This window comes from Streptomyces sp. NPDC102274 (assembly GCF_044766385.1).
In the GTDB taxonomy this organism is placed as follows: domain Bacteria; phylum Actinomycetota; class Actinomycetes; order Streptomycetales; family Streptomycetaceae; genus Streptomyces.
Genome location: NZ_JBIWLW010000019.1, coordinates 28,266 through 48,343 on the forward strand (window position 1 = coordinate 28,266; position 20,078 = coordinate 48,343).

15 protein-coding genes are annotated in these 20,078 nt (G+C 71.2%); 9 read left to right on the forward strand and 6 right to left on the reverse strand.

Annotation, left to right across the window (positions count from 1 at the left end; translation table 11 throughout):
- Positions 1 to 17: 17 nt before the first annotated feature.
- The 5 genes from ACIRQP_RS24335 to ACIRQP_RS24355 all read right to left on the reverse strand — a co-directional run bounded on the left by ACIRQP_RS24335 (position 18) and on the right by ACIRQP_RS24355 (position 6,541).
- Positions 18 to 1,124, reverse strand: a complete 1,107-nt coding sequence (locus tag ACIRQP_RS24335; RefSeq protein ID WP_403893229.1) for a SagB family peptide dehydrogenase — start codon at positions 1,122 to 1,124, stop codon at positions 18 to 20.
- A 419-nt stretch (positions 1,125 to 1,543) separates the two neighbouring features.
- The gene (locus ACIRQP_RS24340; RefSeq protein ID WP_403893230.1) at positions 1,544 to 2,542 is read right to left on the reverse strand and encodes an alpha/beta fold hydrolase; all 999 of its coding nucleotides are present in this window, start codon (positions 2,540 to 2,542) and stop codon (positions 1,544 to 1,546) included.
- Positions 2,543 to 2,783: 241 nt separating this feature from the next.
- Complete coding sequence (locus ACIRQP_RS24345) at positions 2,784 to 3,323, reverse strand: DinB family protein (protein ID WP_403893231.1); 540 nt, start codon at positions 3,321 to 3,323, stop codon at positions 2,784 to 2,786.
- Positions 3,324 to 3,398: 75 nt separating this feature from the next.
- Positions 3,399 to 4,886, reverse strand: a complete 1,488-nt coding sequence (locus tag ACIRQP_RS24350; RefSeq protein ID WP_403893232.1) for an ATP-binding protein — start codon at positions 4,884 to 4,886, stop codon at positions 3,399 to 3,401.
- Entirely contained in the window at positions 4,883 to 6,541 is a 1,659-nt protein-coding gene (locus tag ACIRQP_RS24355) for an FAD-dependent oxidoreductase (RefSeq protein ID WP_403893233.1), read from the reverse strand. The genes ACIRQP_RS24350 and ACIRQP_RS24355 overlap by 4 nt, the downstream gene beginning before the upstream one ends.
- Positions 6,542 to 6,841: 300 nt before the next feature.
- Here ACIRQP_RS24355 and ACIRQP_RS24360 point away from each other — a divergent pair, with 300 nt between their 5' ends.
- Both ACIRQP_RS24360 and ACIRQP_RS24365 read left to right on the forward strand, forming a co-directional pair.
- On the forward strand, positions 6,842 to 7,822 hold the full coding sequence (locus tag ACIRQP_RS24360) for a RimK family alpha-L-glutamate ligase (RefSeq protein ID WP_403893234.1): 981 nt from the start codon (positions 6,842 to 6,844) through the stop codon (positions 7,820 to 7,822).
- Positions 7,819 to 8,634 (forward strand): RimK family alpha-L-glutamate ligase, encoded by an 816-nt coding sequence (locus ACIRQP_RS24365; RefSeq protein WP_403893235.1) that lies wholly within the window; start codon positions 7,819 to 7,821, stop codon positions 8,632 to 8,634. Before ACIRQP_RS24360 ends, ACIRQP_RS24365 begins: the two co-directional genes overlap by 4 nt.
- 28 nt (positions 8,635 to 8,662) lie before the next feature.
- Here ACIRQP_RS24365 and ACIRQP_RS24370 read toward each other — a convergent pair whose 3' ends face one another.
- On the reverse strand, positions 8,663 to 9,307 hold the full coding sequence (locus tag ACIRQP_RS24370; RefSeq protein ID WP_403893236.1) for a CGNR zinc finger domain-containing protein: 645 nt from the start codon (positions 9,305 to 9,307) through the stop codon (positions 8,663 to 8,665).
- Between the two features lie 121 nt (positions 9,308 to 9,428).
- On the opposite strand from ACIRQP_RS24370, the gene ACIRQP_RS24375 reads away from it, so the two are divergent.
- The 7 genes from ACIRQP_RS24375 (at position 9,429) to ACIRQP_RS24405 (ending at position 20,032) form a co-directional block, all read left to right on the forward strand.
- Entirely contained in the window at positions 9,429 to 9,902 is a 474-nt protein-coding gene (locus ACIRQP_RS24375) for a TetR/AcrR family transcriptional regulator (RefSeq protein ID WP_403893237.1), read from the forward strand.
- A gap of 45 nt (positions 9,903 to 9,947) precedes the next feature.
- On the forward strand, positions 9,948 to 10,451 hold the full coding sequence (locus ACIRQP_RS24380; protein ID WP_403893238.1) for an O-acetyl-ADP-ribose deacetylase: 504 nt from the start codon (positions 9,948 to 9,950) through the stop codon (positions 10,449 to 10,451).
- Positions 10,452 to 10,581: 130 nt separating this feature from the next.
- The gene (locus tag ACIRQP_RS24385; RefSeq protein WP_403893239.1) at positions 10,582 to 11,787 is read left to right on the forward strand and encodes a cysteine desulfurase-like protein; all 1,206 of its coding nucleotides are present in this window, start codon (positions 10,582 to 10,584) and stop codon (positions 11,785 to 11,787) included.
- Positions 11,788 to 11,997: 210 nt separating this feature from the next.
- A complete protein-coding gene (locus ACIRQP_RS24390; protein WP_403893240.1) occupies positions 11,998 to 15,942 on the forward strand; it encodes a tetratricopeptide repeat protein in 3,945 nt (1,314 codons plus the stop codon).
- Positions 15,939 to 17,069 carry a hypothetical protein gene (locus tag ACIRQP_RS24395; RefSeq protein WP_403893241.1) on the forward strand — a complete coding sequence of 377 codons (1,131 nt, stop codon included), beginning with the start codon at positions 15,939 to 15,941 and terminating at the stop codon, positions 17,067 to 17,069. Before ACIRQP_RS24390 ends, ACIRQP_RS24395 begins: the two co-directional genes overlap by 4 nt.
- The gene (locus ACIRQP_RS24400) at positions 17,066 to 18,343 is read left to right on the forward strand and encodes an ABC transporter substrate-binding protein (protein WP_403893242.1); all 1,278 of its coding nucleotides are present in this window, start codon (positions 17,066 to 17,068) and stop codon (positions 18,341 to 18,343) included. Before ACIRQP_RS24395 ends, ACIRQP_RS24400 begins: the two co-directional genes overlap by 4 nt.
- 207 nt (positions 18,344 to 18,550) lie before the next feature.
- Positions 18,551 to 20,032: an MFS transporter gene (locus tag ACIRQP_RS24405; protein WP_403893243.1), complete on the forward strand. Its 1,482-nt coding sequence runs from the start codon at positions 18,551 to 18,553 to the stop codon at positions 20,030 to 20,032.
- Positions 20,033 to 20,078 lie beyond the last annotated feature (46 nt).

Sequence of the window (20,078 nt, forward strand, 5' to 3'; positions counted from 1 at the left end):
CGCCTCCCGCGGCCTCCTCACATGTGGAGGGCCGTGTCCCGGAAGGTGCTCAGCACGGCCGCCGGCGGCGTGTCCTCCGGGGCCGGATGGGGGTAGCCGGCGGCCAGGACGTACAGCGGGGTATGGGCGATGTTGTCCAGGGCACAGCGCTCCGCGACGGCCGAGTCGTGGAACGCGCCGGTCTGCGCCGGGCCGAGGCCGAGCGCGGTGGCGGTGAGGGCGAACGTCTGGCCCAGATGACCGGCGTTGAGCAGGCAGACGCGATAGCAGCGAGGGGTCGGGTACTTGGCGCGCATGCGTTCCAGCGCGGCGCTGAGAATGACCAGGAACGCGGCGCCGCCCGCCCAGTCCTGATCGGCGCACAGATGCGCGGCCTCGTCGGAGGTGAACCCCTCACCGATCAGTTCGAGGGAGTGCTCCAGTGCGTTGTAGTGGTAGATGCCGGGAGCTACATCAGTGACATTGAGGACACCGATGTACGCGTCGAGTTCCTGCCGGGCACCTCCGGCCGGGCTGGTGCGCCGGAACAGCGCGCCACGGCCCGAGTCGATGAACTCCACCGGTCCGAACACCACGGCCAGCAGCGTGGCCAGCGTTTTCAGCGGAACGGGCTCGCGGGTGAAGTCACGGTGCGTACGCCGGCTGTAGAGCACCTCGTCGTAGGGGATCCGCAGATCCGCGGGCAGACGGGGCAGCGGCAGCCGGTCCGCACCGGGATACGTGGTGAACAGCGGGGGCATGTCCGCGGCGCCCGGCGCCCGTTCGGAGACCGCCTCGTGCTCGGGGTAAGGGACGTCCTGGGTGGCGTAGTGGAAGAACGGGGCCTCGGGCGCCCACGTACCCCAGTGACGGGCGATGAGCTCGTCGCGCTGCGCCTGCGGATTGCCCTCGGACATCAGCAGCCCGGCCTCGTGCAGAGCGGGAATGGCCTCGCGGAGGGTCTCCGGGGCGAGATGGCCGAGCGTCCGCGCGGCCTCGGCGGGCTCGGTCCACTCCTCGAACGCGGAGAGAATCTCCGCCACCGCCGGATGGAGCGCGACGGGTGTGCCGCGCGGATACGGATGGACGACGAACGAGCCTTCGTGCCAGTAGCAGGACAGGCCGCGGGGACGGCGAAGACGCATCACGAACCTCCGGTGTGACCGGTGTATGAGCCGCGCTGACTGACGGATCGACGGGCGGAGGGCCGGAGCCCCTGGGGACCCCGACCCCGGCACGTGAGCACGAGCGAGTGGTGGGTTACGCGTAGTACCACCGCCAGCTCCACGGCAGTCCGTCCCGGTCGGAACGGGACACTGCCTGGGCGTTGATCGAAATACGGCGCATGGCTTACACCTCCTCTCAGCACCTGATGGGAGGCGTTATCCCCGACTCGGAGGCAAATATAGGAAATGATGCTCGAAAGGCGATGAAACAATCTTTTAGTTTGCTGTTGAGGCGTGCCGGTCTCTCACCGCACGCTTGAGCTACGGCCGTTCGACCTCCGGCGCACGCCCGGCGATGGACACACAGCACCGTCCCGCCCGCAGGAGGCGAAGGCCCGTCAGCTCCGCGTCCGGGCGGGCAGGGCCCGCAGCCAGTCGGTCAGCAGCCGGTTGACCTCGTCGGCGCGTTCCTGCTGCACCCAGTGCCCGCAGCCTTCGAGGATGTGCGAGGAGACCAGACCGGGGAGGGTGGTGGGGTACGCCTTGATCGCGTCGGCCAGCCAGGTCGTGGACGCGTCGAGCGCACCGCCGATGAACAGCGACGGCTGGGTGATCGGCGCCCCGTCCCAGGCGGCGAGATCCTCCCAGTCCCGGTCCATGTTGCGGTAGCGGTTGAGCGCTCCGGTCAGCCCCGTGCGCTCGAACTCTTCCGCGTAGAAATCGAGATCGGCCTCGCCGAGCCACGAGGGCAGGGAGGCTTCGGGGAAGCGGTCCGAGAGCTTCCCGCCCGCCGGGACGAAGTGCGCATCGCCGCCGTCGGCCGGAGGAGCGGCGTCGCCCGAGAGCACGGCGTAGAACCCCGCCAGCCAGCCGCGGACATCGCGCTCGATCTCCGCCTCGGCCCGGCCGGGCCGCTGGAAGTAGCTGACGTAGAACTCTTCGGGGCCGCTCATCAGGGAGAAGGCGTCCGTCGGCCGGAAACCGTTGCGGGGCGCGTAGGGGACGCTGAGCAGCCCCACGGCGGTGAAGACATCGGGCCTGAGCAGCGCCGTATTGGCGGCGATGGTCGAACCCCAGTCATGGCCGACGATGACCGCGGTCTCCTCGCCGAGCGCCCGCACGACACCGACGTTGTCGGCGACATGGGCCGCCATTCGGTACGCCTCGATGTCGCCGGGCTTCGACGAGCGCCCGTAGCCCCGGACATCGATGGCCACCGCCCGGAACCCGGCGGCGGCGAGCGCCGGGAGCTGGTGGCGCCAGGAGTACCACGACTCGGGGAATCCATGGACCAGCAGAACGAGGGGGCCGGTGCCCTGCTCCACCAGATGGATCCGGCCGCCCGGAACGTCCACCAACCGGTGTGTCCCGTCCGGTACCTGGGCGGGCTGAGTCATGCGTCCTCCTTGAGCGTTCCTGCGTCGGTGTACCACGGCGGGGCAATTGCCGCGGTCACGACCATGTCGCCGCGACCGGGCCACAGGCAAGTTTCTTTGCCGACTCGGCAAACCGGCCGGCCGCGTGTGCGAACGCCTTGAGTCCATCGACAGTGAGATGGCCAGGCGGTTTGGCGACGACCGGCGCCAGGCTCGCAGCGGATGGTGGACGGACCGCGCTATGACCGACCAGGTACACGCCCTACTTGGTAGGCGTGTCCGCGGACGCCGCACGCAGGAGCCGGATCTGGCCGATCTCGGCGGCGTTCTTCATCAGCTCGGAATTCACCCAGCCGGCCATATGGGCGACGGTGTGCTCGGGGTCGTTCTGCCACGGGAACGGGGCCGTGGCGTCCAGGCCGGCGTCGGTGAGCCGGTCCAGCACCGCCAGCCACTCCTCGCGAAGGCCGCGCAGCCAGGCGATGGCCGCCTCGCCGTCACCCGGCCACCCGACGTCCTCCCGCTCGCGTGGCGTACGGCCCCGCGCGTGATCGATGGTCACGCTCCACCACCACCCGATGTGCCAGCTCAGCCAGCCGACCGTGGGGACGGGGATGGGGTCGGGCTCGGTCTCCGCCCAGTCCGGCACCCATGTCCCGTCGGCGCCCTGCCGTACCGTCCAGCAGTGGGACGCCGGCTCCCACAGGAAGTCCGCGGGCTCCAGCCGCTCCAGGTGATAGTCGAAGAGCTGCCAGGTGAGGTCGAACTGCCAGCGCAGCAGTTCACATCGGGATGCGTTCACCTGCCGACCCTGCCACGCCGTCGCCCCGTCCGGAAAGCCGTTTTCCGGCGGCTGCCACGGCGGGGGAAAGCCCGGTCAGCTCCCGGGAGCGGAGCCGGTGGTGCCGGCGGAGCCGACCGGGTCGGTCGCGTCGGCGGAGTCGGCGGCCTGAGCGATCGGCAGGCACACCTGGAACCGGGTGTGGCCCGGCCGCGAGTCCACCCTGATGTCGCCGTGGTGCTTGTTGACGACGATGCGGTACGAGATGTCCAGGCCCAGGCCGGTGCCCTCGCCCACCGACTTGGTGGAGAAGAACGGCTCGAAGATCCGCGGCCTGACCTCCGGGGGAATACCGCTCCCGGTGTCCGTCACCTCCACGAACACCCGGTCGTCCTCCCTTCTCGTCCCCAGCGTGAGGGTCCCCTCTCCCTCCATGGCGTCGACCGCGTTGTCGATCAGGTTGGTCCACACCTGGTTCAGCTCGGCGGCGAACGCCGGGATCGGCGGCAGCGTACGGTCGTACTCCTTGACCACCCGGATCCCGGCAGGGATCTTCGCCCGCATCATCGTCAGCGTGGCGTCGAGCAGCGCGTGTACATCCACGGCCCGATGGGGTGCCCGGTCCAGCTGCGAGTACTGCTTGGCCGCCCCGACCAGGTCCGAGACCCGGGTCACGGCGTCATCGATCTCCCCCATCAGGAGTTCGGTGTCGATGGTGTACGACAGCCAGCGCACCGTCGAGTCCAGATGGTCCGCGCCCACCGCCTCGGCGACCGTGCCCAGCCACGGCACATCGACCCCTCCGGAGACCAGGACGGGCGCCACATCCCAGGGGTTGGCCACCTCGTGCTCCTCCAGCCAGTCGGTGAGTTCGTCCTCGGCGTCCGAGGCGTCCAGCGCCGACAGGGGAGAGGCCGCGGCAGCCTGCTTGACCGCGGCGTCCTGGAGCTCCACCAGCTCGCGCAGCCGGGTGCCGTCCAGCCGGCCGTCCGCGATCAGGGCCAGTTTGTGCCGCATACCGGTCACCCGCTCGCGCAGCGCCTCGGTGGCTCGCACCGCCGCCGCGGCCGGATTGTTGAGCTCATGGGTGAGGCCGGCGGACAGCGCCCCCAGCGCGACCAGCCGCTCCCGCTCGCCCAGGATCGTGTCCGCCGCACGTGAGCCGAAGAAGAGCCCCTCCAGCAGATGGAGCGCCATCGGGAACCAGGTGCGTATGGCCGTGGCGAACTCTTCGGCCGGCAGGGCGAAGAGCTCCGCGTCGCTGACGGCTCGCAGTGTGTTCGGATAGACCTGGTCGACGCGGTCTCCGAGATACGCCTGCGTCGCCCCGCTGTAGACGCCGCGCCGGTCGGTCCTGGTGACCTCGATGTCGTCGCCGTGCAGCCGTCGGCTGAGCGTCACCGCACCGCTGAGCAGCACGAAGAAGCAGGTGGCCGGTTCACCCTCGTTGTAGACGGCGCTTCCGCCCGTCCGCTGCTGCACTCTGCCCCGCTCCGCCAGCCAGGCCAGCTGGCTCTCGTCGAGCGCCTCGAACAGGAACAGGGTGCGCAGTTCCGCCGGCGTCAAACGGTCCGAAGCGCTCACTGTGACTCCAAGTAGCGGTGGACGAGGGAAATGGCCATCGCGCCGTCACCGACGGCGGAGGCGACACGTTTGAGCGACGCGGCACGGACATCACCGGCCGCGAACACCCCCGGCACGCTGGACTCCAGGTGGTACGGGTCCCGCGGCAGTGGCCAGTTGGCCGGCCGCTGTCCATCGGCCACCAGATCGGGGCCGGTGATCACGAACCCCCGCTCATCGCGCTCGACCACGCCCTTCAGCCACTCCGTACGCGGCTCGGCGCCGATGAAGACGAACAGCCAGGACGAGTCGACCGAGTCCGTCGCCCCCGACCGGACGTCCCGCAGCGTGAGCTGCTGCAAGTGGCCGTCGCCCTTCCCGCCGACGGCCTCGGTCCAGGGATGGACGACGATGTGGTCGATATCGCTGATCTGCTCGATCAGATACCTGGACATGGAACTGGTCAGATCGGCGCCCCGGATCAGCAGGTGCACCCGCCGCGCGTAGCGGGAGAGATACACGGCCGCCTGCCCGGCCGAGTTGGCGCCGCCTACCAAGTACACCTCCTCGCCCGAGCAGGTGGACGCCTCGGTGACGGTGGACCCGTAGAAGACCCCCGCCCCCGTGAACTCGTCCAGGCTGGAGGTGGCCAGGCGGCGGTACGAGACGCCGGTGGCGAGCACCACCGTATGGGCGGTGATGGCGCTGCCCTGCCCGAACCGCACCACCCGGCCCGATCCGGCCGCCTCCAGCCCGACGACCTCGCGGGCACTGAGGATCTCGGCCCCGAACTTCAGCGCCTGGCGGCGGGCGCGGTCGGTCAGCTGGGCTCCGGAGACGCCGTCGGGGAACCCGAGATAGTTCTCGATCCGGCTGCTCTGTCCCGCTTGCCCGCCGGTCGCCTCGCGCTCGACCAGTACCGTACGGAGCCCCTCGGACGCGCCGTACACGGCGGCGCCGAGCCCGGCCGGTCCGCCGCCGACCACCACGAGATCGTAGAAGTCCGAGGTGGGGATGGTGCTCAGGCCGACATGCGCGGCGAGCTCTTTCTCCGCCGGTGCCACCAGCGACGTGCCGTCGGGGGTGACCACCAGCGGTACGTCGCCGCGGGCCACTCCGGCGGCGGACAGCAGCCGGTCGCCCTCGGGCTCGTCGGCCGGCAGCCACCGGTACGGCACCAGATTGCGGGCGAGGAAGTCACGTATGGCGAAGGACGGAGCGGACCAGCGGTGCCCCACCACCCGTGTCTCTGTGATGCCCGGGTCCGGGGTGGTCGCCCAGACGTCGAGCAGCTCGTCGATCACCGGGTACAGATGCTCCTCCGGCGGGTTCCACGGCTTGAGGAGGTAGTGGTCCAGATCGACGACATTGATCGCGTCGATGGCCGCGCCCGTATCCGCGTACGCGGTCAGCAGCACCCGCCGCGCGAGCGGGAAGAGGTCCATCGCCGCTTCGAGGAACTCGATGCCGTTCATCTGCGGCATCCGGTAGTCGGCGAGCATGACCGCGAGCCGTTCACCGCGCAGCTTGATCTCGCGCAGCGCCTCCAGCGCCTCCGCCCCGGAGACGGCGCGTACCACCCGGTACTGGTCGCCGTATCTGCGCCGGATGTCGCGTGCGACCGCTCTGGAGACCGCCGGATCGTCGTCGACGGTCAAGATCGTCGGGTTCGCCATGCCATCACCATCGTCTGAGGACGAAACGGTCTTCAGAGAAACAGTCTACGAGCGCTCGTCCCCTCCGCGCCCAGAAGCACGGTGACGGGGCCGCGACGGTCGGCCCCGTCCTTGTTCCGCGACGAGTTACCGGGGGTTACGCTCCAGTCGGTCGAGGGGACGCTCGGCCCGGTGCTCGCAGCGGAAGCCCGGCCGCGAGCGCCACGGGCGGGGCTGGCCAGGGGCCCGGTTACGGTGGGGCAGATCATGGTCGTCGAGATGTCAGCCGCCCGTTGACGTCCGGGGGTGCGGGGAGGGGCGATGAGGCTCTGTTTCGTCGTGGAGGAGCAGTACCGGTTCGACGGCATGCCGGTGGAGGTGATCCGTCAGCTCGGGGTGTGGGGGCACCGGGTGGACGTGGTGCGGCCGGGCACGTCACTGCTGCGGTTGTCCGAGGTCGTACAGGCGGGCGGGCATGACGCGTGGGTACTGAAGACCGTGTCAGGGGGCCCGGGGCTGGCGTTGCTGGAGGCCGCCGCGGCGGTCGGACTGACCACGGTGAACGACGCCCGGTCGATTCGAGGCGTACGGGACAAGGTGGCGGCGGCGGTGGTCGGCCGCAGCCGGGGACTGCCGGTTCCGGAGACATACGCCGTCCCACACCCCGCCTTGCTGGCGGAGCTTCCCTCGGCGGTGTTTCCGTTGGTGGTCAAGCCCGCCGAGGGGAGTTCCGGGCGGGGGGTGCGGCTGGTGCGGTCGCCGGATCTGCTGGCGGCCGCGAGCGCCGGGCTGTCGGGGGAGGGGATGCTGATCGCCCAGCCGTACGTGCCCAACTCGGGCGTCGATCTGAAGGTGTACGGGGTGGGTGGCGAACTGTTCGCGACGGAGCGGTCCTCGCCGCTCCATCCCGGCGGGCCCCGGCGGGAGCGGTCCGTGCCGCTGCCCGTGGAGGTGGCGGAGCTGGTCGCCGAGGCCGGTGAGGTCTACGGGCTCGATCTGTTCGGCGTGGATGTGCTGCTGGGCCCGGACGGTCCGGTCATCGTCGATGTGAATGACTTTCCGAGCTTCCGGAGTGTGCCGGACGCGGTGGCGCGCGTGGCGAGGGCGGTGCTTGAGCTGGCCCGTACGGGCGGTACCGTCCCGGGCGCGGCGGCAGTCGGCCCGCTCCCGCCGCCGGAGCCGGTGCCCGGTCCGGTGCCTGGTCCGGTAGGCGAGTCGGTGCCCGTTCCGGGGCCCCTGTCACTGCTGACATCCGCCGGGGTTCCGTTCCGGATACCCGCGACGGCGGGCGAGGCCGGATGAGGATCTGTCTGATCACGCCCCGGCCCGATCACCCGGTGCTGGCGGCCACCACCGCGCTGCTGACGCCGCGCCACCGGATCGAGTCGATGGACCCGGAGACTGAGGGCGACGGCGCGCCGGGTGACCCGGCCGTTCCCGGCCCGCTCGCCGACGTCTATCTCCTGAAGGCACGGACACCGCGGGCGCTGGCCCTGGCCAGATCGTTCGAGGAGCGCGGGGCTCCGGTGCTGAACTCGGCGGCGGCGACCGAGCTGTGCCAGGACCGTACGGCGATGGCCGGCCTGGCCCGGCGCGCCGGGCTGCCGTTCGCGGCCACCCGGACCGTGGCGAGCCTGGCCGAACTCGCCGACGAGCGGGACCTCCCGTATCCGCTGGTGGTCAAGAGCCGGCACAGCCGACGGCACGACCTCGTCACCCGGGTCGACAACGTCGCGCAACTGCGTGCGCTGTGTTCCCGTTGGGCCCGGGAGCCGGTAGTGGTCCAGGAGTTCATCGCGAACAGCGGCTGGGACCACAAGCTCTGGGCGATCGACGGCCGGATCTTCGCCGCCCTGCGCCGCTCGGAACTGGCCGAGGGAGGGCGGGGCCCTACGCTGCCGCTCGAACTCGGTGATCTGCCCCATGGCTGGCAGGACCTGGTGCGCACGGTCGGTTCCGTATACGCGCTGGATGTGTACGGCGTCGATGTGATCGACGCGGGCGACGGCACCCCGCTGATCGTGGACATCAACGCGTTTCCCGGAATACGCGGCCAGAGGGGAGCCCCGGAGGCCCTCGCGGCCCTGGCACTACGGGTGGCCCGGCGTCCATAGCGCCAGGGCCGTGGGCGTGATCAGCGCCTCACCCGCTGTCCGTATCGCCTCCGCGCCGGGAGTCCGGTCGGCGGCGGGCGCTCTCCGGCCGACGGCCGCTCCCCAGCCGGCGGGCGCGGTGACTGGCCACATTGAGCCGGTTGCCGCACACCTCGGGCATGCAGTAGCGACGGCGCCCGGCCTTGCTGGTGTCGACGAACATTCCCTCGCACACCGGTGAGGCGCAGCGGCGGAACCGGTCATGGCTCAAGGTCCGCAGGGTGCCGAGCAGTCCCGTGCCCATGAGGACGGCCAACTCGTCGGCGACGGATGTGTCCGGTGAGGTCGCGACGTACCACTGCCAGCGGTTCTCCGCGTCGCGGTACAGGGACGGACCGATGCCGGCCCGCCCGACCAGCGCGCTCGCGGCCTCGACGACCTGCTCCTCGGCGTCGGCCGCGAGAATGGCGCGGATTTCCCCACGCAGGGCGCGTACCTCTTCGAGATCGGCCTCGTCCGGCGGCCCGCCGGCGGCCAGCGCGTCGGGGTGGACATCGTGCTCGGCCAGGAAGCGCGTCAGCGCGGCGGGGCCGGTCAGGATCTCGCCCAGGTTCGTACGGACCACGGGCGAGGTGTTGACCAGGTCGGTCGCTACACCGGCCCCCACCTTGTAATCGGAAAAAGAAATCTTCAAGCCTTACTCCGTGCTAGGGTAACCGGATAAATCAACTATACCCATTAGCCTGTGGCCGTTTCGGAGCTGATCCGCAGGGGCCGATACGCCGGTGCCCCCGAAACCCGCTGAGGAGAACACTATGGACACCGCTCCCTTCCTGGCCTACCTCGACGGACGCCAAGTCCGCTGGCAGCTGATGCTCGACGAGTGTGTCGACGACGCGGGCGAGGACCCGCGCGCCCGGCTCCTCGCCGTCTTCGACGCACTGCGGTCGTGGGCGGCCTCGTCGCCGGGCTTCCGCAGCTGCGCGCTCGTCAACGCCATGGTCGAGCTGGCCGACCCGCGGCATCCGGCCCGCTCCGTGACCGCGGCCCACAAGCGGGCGCTGCGCGCCAGGATGCTGGAGCTCGCCGAGGCGACGGGCGCGCCCGATCCCGGCCTGCTCGTGGACCAGCTCCTGCTGGTCTACGAGGGAGCGATCGCCGGTCACGCCGTGGGCAGCGTCGAGCAGGCCGCGGACAAGGCCCACATCACGGCCCGTCGGCTGATAGCGGCCGCCACTCCGCACCCCTTGGACACCTTCTGGGCCGGCCCCGATCCCATGTCGCGGTAGCGCTGTGGAGGGAATTTCGCCAGGTCCGGTGGGAACATCGGGCGCATGGTTCTGATCGAGGTCGTACAGGGCGACATCACGCGCCAGGACGTGGACGCCGTCGTCACCGCGGCAAATCAGTCGCTGATGGGCGGAGGCGGTGTGGACGGCGCGATTCACCGGGCGGCAGGGCCGCGGCTGGCGCAGGCGGGCGCCGCGATCGGGCCGTGCCTGCCGGGCGACGCGAAGGCGACCCCCGCCTTCGACCTCGACCCACCGGTCACGCATGTGATCCATGCCGTCGGTCCGGTCTGGAGGGGCGGACAGCACAACGAGGCCGAGGTCCTCGCCTCCTGCTATCGCCGCTGCCTCGTGGTCGCCGACGAACTGGGCGTCAGGACCATCGCCATTCCGGCCATCTCCACCGGTGTGTACGGGTTCCCGGCGGAGAAGGCGGCGCGGATCGCCGTCGCCGCCGTCAGATCCTCGCCGACCTCTGTCGAGCGCGTCCGGCTCATCGCCTTCGACCGGGGGACACACGATCTGCTGGCAGTCGCCCTCGCGGAGTAAGAGGCCGCCCCACCTATGCGCCTCCGTGCGCGGCCTCCAAGGCGCAGGACCGGATCCGGCACTTCCCGTACGGTCCGGTAGACGCCAGGCTGGGGCCGGCACGAGTCATCAGCGAGAGGATCCGACGGCAATGACGTTCGACGTGGCAGCGGTACGCGCGTCCTATCCCGCGCTCAGCGACGGTACGGCCTATCTCGACGGCGCGGCCGGCACACAGGTGCCGACCGCCGTCATCGACGCGATCACGGACGCCTACCGGTCCGGGATCGGCAACGTGGGCGGCTCGTTCGCGGCCAGCCGGCGCGCGGGGGAGATCGTCTCCGAGTGCCGCCGGGCAGTCGCGGATCTGGTCGGCGGGGTCCCCGAGGGCATCGTCCTGGGCCAGAACACCACATCGCTCATCTACCGCTTCTCCCAGGCTCTCGGCTCGACCTGGCGACCCGGCGACGAGATCGTGGTCTCCCGGCTCGACCACGACGCGAACATCCGGCCGTGGCTCCAGGCGGCGGACCGCGCGGGCGCGGTCGTACGGTGGGCCGAGGCCGACCCGGTGACGGGCGAACTGCCGGTGGAGCAGTACGACACGCTGCTGGGCGACCGTACCCGCCTGGTGGCGGTGACGGCGGCCAGCAACATCCTCGGCACCCGCCCCGATGTCCGGGCCATCACCGCCAAGGCGCACGCGGTCGGCGCCCTGACCTTTGTGGACGGGGTCCACGCCACCCCGCACGGCCCCGTCGATGTCACAGGGCTGGGCGCGGACTTCTACGCGACGAGCGCCTACAAGTGGTCCGGTCCGCATATCGGCGCGGTGGCGGCGGACCCGCGGCTGCTGGAGTCCCTGAGCCCGGACAAGCTGGTCTGTTCGCCGGCCGCCGTGCCGTCCAGGTTCGAGACCGGCACGGCGCCCTTCGCGGACCTGGCCGGGGTCACGGCCGCCGTCGACCATCTGGCCGCTCTCGCCGGACCCGCTCGGGGAAGCCGACGCGAGCGGCTGCTCCGGTCGATGGCCGCCGTGGAGTCGTCCGAGCGGGAGCTGTTCGCGGTGATGCGGCGGGGGCTGGCGGAACTGCCCGGGGTCACGCTCTACGGCGAGCCCGCGCACCGGACCGCGACCGCCTACTTCCGGGTGGCGGGCCGCACGCCGGGAGAGGTCTCCGCGTGGTTGGCCGGACGCGGCGTGAATGTCTGGGACGGGCACTGCTACGCCTGGGAACTGGCCGGCGTGCTGGGGCTGCGGGACACCGGTGGCGCGGTACGGGCCGGGCTGGTGCACTACAACGACCGCTCGGACGTGGACCGGCTGCTGGCGGCTGTCGCGGAGCTGGCGGACTGAACCTTCTGCCGTACATCGGCGCGCGCATGCCGAACATGTCGTGGCGGCGATCGAAAATGGCGCGACGGGGCCGAATGTCACCCCCCGTGGCTATTGTTGAGGAGTATGAGGGAGACCGGGGGAACTTCCAATTATGTGTCGGGGGACGGCTGTTGGCGGGTTCGGCTGTTCCAGGGGGAAGACCGCGCGGCGGCGCCGCTGGGAGCGGGGGTGCTGCTGTCCGGTGGGCTGGTGCTCACCTGCGCCCATGTCGTCCTGTCCAAGCGCCGCCCTGGGAGCGCCGATCCGCCCCGGTCTCTGGAGCGGGTGTACGCGGAATTCCCGGACGCCCGCTCCGCGGTGCCCGAGCCGCTGCACGCCGAGGTGCTGGCCGAATATCTGCGGCCGCCCACCTCACACTTCAGCGCCGACATCGCGCTGCTGCGGCTGGCCGAGCGACCACGGGTGAAGCCCGCCGTGCTCCACCGGCAGATCCCGGCGCGCAACGCGCTGGTGCACACCGTCGGCTATCCGGTGGACCTGCCGGGCGGTGAGCACATCAACGCCCGGCTCATGGGGCGGGGCGGCCCCGGCCACGACCCGGAATGGGTGCAGCTCGACCCCGAGTCGGCGCCCTATGCGGTCCGGCACGGCTTCAGCGGCAGCGGAGTGGTCCACAGCGGTACGGGTGGGGTCATCGGCATCCTCGTACATCAGCACGAATCGGAGCGCTTCCCCGTCGCCCTGGGCCACGCCTATGTGATCCCGACGGAGACGATCCTGAGGCATCTGCCCACCGGCAAACTGGATCTGCTGGTGTCGGGGCCGCGCGCGGTCTCGCGCACCATCCCGCTCGCCCCCCGCCCGGGGAGCGCGGAGCGTGCCCTCGGGCTGCGCCGCACGATGACCCGTTGGCTCAGCGACGGCGGCACCGCGACAGGCACGGGCACAGGCACCGCAAGCAGCGCAGGCACCACAAGAACAGGCGCGGGCAGCGCGGGCACAGCAGGCATCGCGGATACGGGAACGGGGTCGCGTACGAGCGCGCGGAGCCGGACACGACCGCGGCCAGGAGCGGGGGCCGGGCCGGCGACCTCCATGGACGCGGCCGCGGGTCCCGACCGTGTGGCAGAGCCCGTGGAGCTGGCCTTCGCCCAGGACGACGACCACGACGCCCTGTTCGCCATCCACTCGACGCTGATCCTCGCCGACCGTGAGCGCAATCCGCGGGCGGTACGCACCGGCGGAGCGATGGACCCGCAGGCCGGCTCGATCGACATCGCCCTGGACGCGACGGGCTGGACGGCGGAGCAGCTCGTCGCCCGCACCGCGGCCCGGAGCGGTTTGCACGACCGTACGTCACCGGCCACCGACACCGCCGTACTGCTGGAGCGGATCGCCGAGGAGGGCCCGCCGCTCTCCGCCGCCTTCCTCTCCATCGACCGGGTCGCCCCGGAGGGGGAAGCGGCCCTGCCCCTGCTCCGCGCGCTGCTGAAGCCCGGCCACAGCAGGCTGCTGCTCGTCTTCCGCGATCCGCACTCCCCATTGCTGGAACGCGTCGCCGGTGAACTGCTCGACCCGCGGTGGGCGGAACGCCGCGCGGTCGCCGTCGCCGCGCGACTGACCGTGCTCGCCGGTCTGGAGGAGCGGCGCCGTCAGCTCCAGGAGGCGGGGAAGGATCGGCGGGCCGCGCGCGCCCCCGAGCCTCTGTCAGCTCAACTCACCTCGCGATTGGCGGAGTTGCGCCAGGGCGATGTGCTGCGTAACAGCGCGGTCGTCGCGTACGAACTGTTCCGGCTCACCACCGCCGTGGAGGACGCCGTACAGTCGCTCGATCTGCCGCACACCCCGCGGGGATACGTCGTGCTCCCGCCGGGCGACGGACTCACCGACCTCCCGCACGTCACCGTCGGCAATCCCGACGATTTCGTCGAGCCGGAGCCGGAGCCGGAGCCGGAGCCGGAGCCGGAGCCGGAACACGGCCACGAGCCGGACCGGGAGCACGGCCACGGCCACGAGCACGTACCCCGGACCCGTCCTCCGCGCGCGCCCGTAGCCTCGCCCGTCGCCGTTCCCGATCCCGGTCTCGTACGCGGGCAGGAGCTGCATCAGCAGTACCGGGTCGTCGGCCGGCTCGGCCAGGGCAGCTACGGGCAGGTGTATCTCGCCCGCGACCAGATGCTCGAAGAACGGGCCGTCGCGCTCAAGGGTGTGCGCGACCCCGACGATCCCAGCGCCACGAAGACCGCCCTGACGGAGCGTCTGCGGCTCGTCAGCCTCAACCACCCCTCGATCATCAAGGTCTTCAACTACGCCAAGCACCCCGGCCACCCGGCGAACACCGCCAAGTTCATCGTGATGGAGTTCGCCGACGGCGCGCCGCTGGCCTGGGTCGCCGAGCAGATCGCCCAGCGCGTCGCGCCCTTCCACGACTACCGCGTGCACGAGTTCATCGCCATCTACGGGCTGCGCATCCTGAACGCGTTCACGTATCTCCACGTCGAGAGGGAATTCGTCTATGGAGACCTCTCCCTCACCAACGTGATCCACTGCGGCGACGGCATCAAGCTGATCGATGTCGCCGGCGTACGGAAGATCGGTTCCCCCGGGCCTGTCACCTATCCGGCTCCCGAGCTGCGCACCTCCACCAACATGACCGTATCGGCCGATCTGTATGCCGTCGGCGCCGTTCTCCAGGCACTGCTCGACCGGGTCCCCGAAGACCCTTCCGGCCTCGGTACGACCTCACTGCGACGGGCGCTGAGCCGCGCCACGGCGCCTCTTCCCTCGGAGCGCTTCGCCACCGCGGAGGAGATGTCCGTCCAGCTCCGCGGCGTCCTGCGTGAGCTGCGCTCGCTGCGGCTCGGCGAGGAGACGTTCGAACCGTCACCGCTCTTCGCCGCGGCGCCCGCCGCCCTAGACGGCGAGCTCGGCAAGGCCCCGCCGCTTGAGCAGTGGCGACACGGCGGCAACGGGAAGCGCCGGCTGACGGCCTGGCCACCGAGACCCACGGAGGTCGCTCTTGGGCTGCCGGTTCCCAAACCGGACGACGCCGACGAGAACTGGACAGAGTTACAACGCACGTCGTACGACGATCCGGCCGGGCTGCTCCAGCTCAGCAGCGCCTGGGACGAGTCTCCCGAACGGGCGCTGCTGCGCTGCCGGCTCCATCTGGAGATCGCCCGAGACCAACCCGCCGAGGCCGTCCGTGAACGGGCCGCCGCCGAGCGGGAGCTGAGGCGGGCCCGGACCGCCGTCGGCGCCCTGGCCGCGTACGACTGGCGGCTGCGCTGGCATCAGGGGCTGCTCCATCTCGCCCGTGACCGGGTGGAATCCGCGCTGGAGTGCTTCGACCGGGTCTACGCGGCGATCCCCGGCGAGTACGCGCCCAAACTGGCCCTCGGCTACTGCCACGAGTTCCTCGGCCGCCCGAAGGACGCCATGGTCCTGTACGGGGCCGTGTGGCACCGTAACCACGCCCTGGGCGGTGCCGCCTTCGGTCTCGCGCGTATCCATCTCGCCGACCGGAAACCGCAGCTCGCCCTCGACTGTCTCGAAGCCGTCCCCGCCGATTCGCGCCATCGCACCGCGGCCCGGACGGCCATGGTGCGTATCCTCGCCGACCCGCCCGCCGACGGCTCCCCGCCGACCGTGGCCGCGGCCAGGCAGTCGTGGGTGGCCCTGCACCGGCTGACCCTGAAGGAGGGCCTGACCGACCGGCACGCGCAGGAGCGGCTCCGCGCCGATCTCCAGGAGCTGCTGCTCCGGCTGGTCACGACCGCGCGGGACGGTGAGCCGAGCCGTACGGTCCGGGACCGTGGAAGACAGAGCCATGGCGGAAGGGCGTCCGCCGCGGCCGAGACGGAGTCCGGGCCGCTGGCCGCGCTCCACGCGAAGCTGGCGGAGCTGCCGGAGAGGATCCCCGCCCCGGTCACGGCACGGGAACTGCGCGAACAGCTCGCGGCCTGCTATCTGCGGCTCTCCGAGCAAGTGCCGCTCACCGCACGGCCCGAGGACCGGGAGCTGGCCGAGGCCCTGGTCGACAACGCGTACCGCACCCGCCCCTACGCCTTCAGCCACCGCCGAGGCGAACCGCGCCGCGGCCTGTTCCGCGGCCGGCTCCGCGGCCGGTCCTCCGGCCCGGACGGCGCCGCCGCGACGGGGGAGCGGAGATGACCCGCCGACTCACACGCCGTGTCCGGGCGGCGGGGCGGGCGCTGTGGCGCTGGTCGTCCGGGCGCACGCCCTCGGGTGACCGGCGGTCCACCGCGCGGTTCCTGCTCGGCCGGATGCTGCTGCTGCCCGCCGTCGCCCTCACGGTTCTCGCCCTCGCGGCCACGGCGTACTTCAACCTCCAGGGCCGCACGGAACAGCTCCGTGATCGTTACGCCCCCGCCCTGGTGGAACTGACCCATGCCCGGATCTCGCTGACGCTGGCGCAGTACGAGGCCGAGCGCCGGCTCGGCACGGGCGAGGACGAACCACTGCCGCAGACCGCCCTCGTCGGGCTCGGCGAGCGGTACCCCTCCCTGCTGACCGAGGCGTCGCAGAGCCTGAACAACGCCGCCCAGACCAAGGCCCTGGGCAAGGCCCAGGAGCAGGAGGTCCGCGTGATCTCGGGGCTGGTCGTCGCCTACGACGACTGGATCAACTGGGCGAACAGCCACCACGGGAGCGACGAACTGCGCAGGGCCGGCATGGAGTACGCGACGGGCCTGCTGGGCAGTGGCAGGGGCCCCATCGATGCCACTTCCCCGGCCCTCCTCGACCGCGTCAGGAGCCTGGAGAAGGAACTGCGCGCCGACGTGGACGACCTCTCGGCATGGACCGCGCTGCCGGTGGGGGCGGCGTCGGCGGCGCTGCTCGCGGCGCTGGTCTTCACGTTCACCGTCGTGGGCACGCTCAACTTCGTCCGGGGGCAGCTGCGGATACGGAGCCCCCTGCTGACGGTCTTCGCGGTGCCTGTCCTGCTGGTGCTCGTGGTGCTGGCGTTCGGCGCCGCCGGTCAGCACCGCGCGCAGCAGTACGTACGGCACACCGCCGGAAACCTCGGCGCCGTCTCGGTGGCGCACGCGGCCGGCGACAGCATCAAGAAGGAGATCAAGAGCGAGATCGACACCGACACCCTGATCGAGGAGGAGGACGAACAACTCGCCGCGAACCTGCGCGACACGCACCCGGGCACCTGGGCCTCGGCCGCCGCTCTGGCCCTCGCGATCGCCTCGGCGACCACCGTGGCCTGCGGTTTCACACTCTTCCACTACGGCCGGAGGCACTTGGCGATCCACTGGAGGTCCCCATGAGAACCACGCGCCCCTCGCTCCGCACCGCTCTGGCCTGCTGCCTTCTCGCCGTGGCCGCGCTCGTGTCGACGGGCTGCTCGACCGAGGAGGACAGAACGCTGGTGGTGCTGGGCCCGTGGACCGACGGCGAGGAGAAGCCGTTCGTGGACACGCTGGAGAAGATCGCCGAGCGGACGGGTGACACCTACGTCTACGAGGGCACACGCTCCCTGCGCGAGACGCTCGTGGCCCAGCTGCGCACGGACACACCGCCCGATGTGGCTATCCTCAACGGCCAGGGCGAGCTGGCCGAGTACGCGCGCGACGGCGACGCGCGGCCGTTGCCGGAGGATGTGGCGCAGGCGGCCATCGGACCGTGGTCGCCGAGGATCACGGTCCTGGACAAGGACGGCGAGCAGCGCCAGCACTCGTACTGGGTGCCGGTGCGGGTGGACCTCAAGAGCATCGTATGGAGCCGCCGCGGTGACACGGCCCCGGCCGGGGAGCCCACCTGGTGCCTGGGCATGGCATCGGACGCCACGTCCGGCTGGCCCGGCACGGACTGGATCGAGGATCTCCTCCTGCAGCGGTACGGCCCCTCCGTGTACGAGGAGTGGGCCACCGGGGATCTCGAGTGGGACGACGGCCCGGTGAAGGAGGCATGGCGGTCGTGGCAGACGCTGCTGACGGCGGCCGGTGACAACGCGGGCAAGGAGGCGCTGTCCACGCCCTTCGAGGGCCAGAGGCCGTACGGCCTGCTGAACAGCGGCGACTGCACCCTGGAGCATCAAGGTTCCTTCATCCGCCGCTACTACGGCAACGATGTGCTGCCCGCCCCCATCTCCGAGTTCGTCCCCGGTCTGCCGGCCCCTCAGAAGGCCTTCGAGGTCTCCGGCGACATGGCGGCCGTCTTCACACCGAGCGAAGCGGCCTGGAAGCTCATGGAGCAGCTGACATCCCGGGAGACCCGTGACGACTGGGCCGCCGTGGCGGAACCGGCGGAGCGTCCCTTCTTTCCCGACCGCACGGCGGGTCCAGGAGCCCTGACGCCGGGCACCGCGAAGGTCCTGGAACTGTTCCGGGAGGCGGACGAGCTCTGCTTCGACGCCTCCGACGCCATGCCGTCGACCCTCCGAGGCGCCTTCCAGCGGGCCGTACTGGAATTCCTCCAGAACCCGCGTGACGACCAGCTCCTCGACGGACTGCTGCGGCAGCTCGAGGCGGAACGGCAGTTGCAGCGGGAGGCGGGCGCGTTCGCCCTGGACCATCTGTGCGGCAGCCTCCCCGAAGGCTGAGCCGCCGAACGGCGGACAACGACGCCGACGGGTTCCCGGTGGGCGTGTCTCGGCGCGGGCGTGTCAGTCCCGGGCCCGCGGGGTACGGACGTACGCTGAGCCGGCGGCCCGGCCGGACGCGGGGCGTCGCACCACGAGGACGGCACAGAGGCCGGTGCCCGGCGCGCGACGGTCCCGCGGCCCTTCCCTCTCGCCCCGGAGGCGTCCTTGCGGTTCAGCCCACCCTCGCCGGGTCTGTTCAGCCGGATTCCGCTGGCCGGTCGCTATCCCGCGGCGGTGGCGCTCTCACTGCTCGCGCTGAGCCCGTATCTGATCCTCACCACCGCCACCTCCCAGGCGGAACCGCGGATCATGGGGGACATCGGCGCCACCGCGTTCGAGCTCCAGCTCGCCAGTGGCATGTCGAACGCGGCGTACGCGTTCGGCGCGGTGGCCGCCGCGGACCTCGTCCAGCGCGTGGCACGGCGCAGGATCTACCTCATCTGCGAGACCGGCTTCGTGCTGAGTTCGGTGCTGGCGTTCAGCGCGCCAGGTGTCGGCCTGTTCACGGCCGGTGTGGTGCTCCAGGGGCTGTGCACCGGGATGCTGCTGGTCGCGGCGCTGCCACCACTGGTCACCGGACACCCCATCGGGCGGCTTCGGACGACCGCGGCCGTCGTCAGCCTCGGGCTGTTCGGCATGGTGGCCTTCGGGCCGCTGGTGGGCGGGCTCGTCGGCAGTCTGGGCGGTTGGCGGGTGTTGTTCGCGGGCCTCGCCGCGCTGGCGGCGATCGGCCTGACCGTCGGCGCCCTGACGTTCGAGGGCAATGAACCGACGGCCCGCCGGGCGAGGTTCGACTGGTCGGCGATTCCACTGGCGCTCGGAACCACCGTGCTGCCGTTCTTCGGCGTCTCGTGGCTGACTCGTAGCTCGTTCGGCGACCCCGCCTTCTATGTGCCGGTCATCTGCGGGCTGATCTGCGGTGTGCTTCTGGTGGGAGGCCAGTACAGCAAGGCCACTCCGCTGATGCCGGTACGGCCCATCAGCAACACACTGCCGGTCGTCGGAACGGTCAACGCGATGCTCGTCGGCGCGTGCTTCACCTCGCTCCTGGAACTGACCGAGGTCTATCTGACACGGGAGGCGCACTACGCTCCGCTGCGCGTCGGGACGCTCCTCACACCCCAGATCCTCGGTGTGCTCGTGGCCGCCGTCCTGTTCCGGCGGCTGATGTCGACCCGCTGGACCCCGTATCTGGCCCTGTCCGGCACCGTCAGCGTGGCCATCGGCGCCGGCATCCTGCTGACCGGGTCCACGGCGAACGCCTCGGTGGTCGTCCCCGTCGCCGCGCTCTTCCTGGGCTTCGGGGCGGGCGCGGGCGTGACGCCGGGGCTCTTCCTCGCGGGCTTCTCCGTACCGTCGGCACAGATCGGCCCGACCTTCGCCCTGGTCGAACTGCTGCGGTCGGAAGCGGCGTTCCTGGTCGGGCCCGTTCTGCTGCACCTCGCCCTGACCATGGGCCTGGCACACGGCTTCCATGTCGCCGTGGCGATCGCACTCACACTGACCGTGATCGGCGTGCTGCTCCTGGTGGGCCTCTACGCCCTGGGCGGCGCACGTCCCCAGCCGCCGGACCTCGAATCCTGGCTGTCCGGCCGCTCGACGGCGTACCACTCACCCGCTCTGCTCGCCGCGATCCGCAAGACCTGAGCAGAGCGGGTGAGAATGCGTAGCCGCCGACGGGACCGCGGCCTCC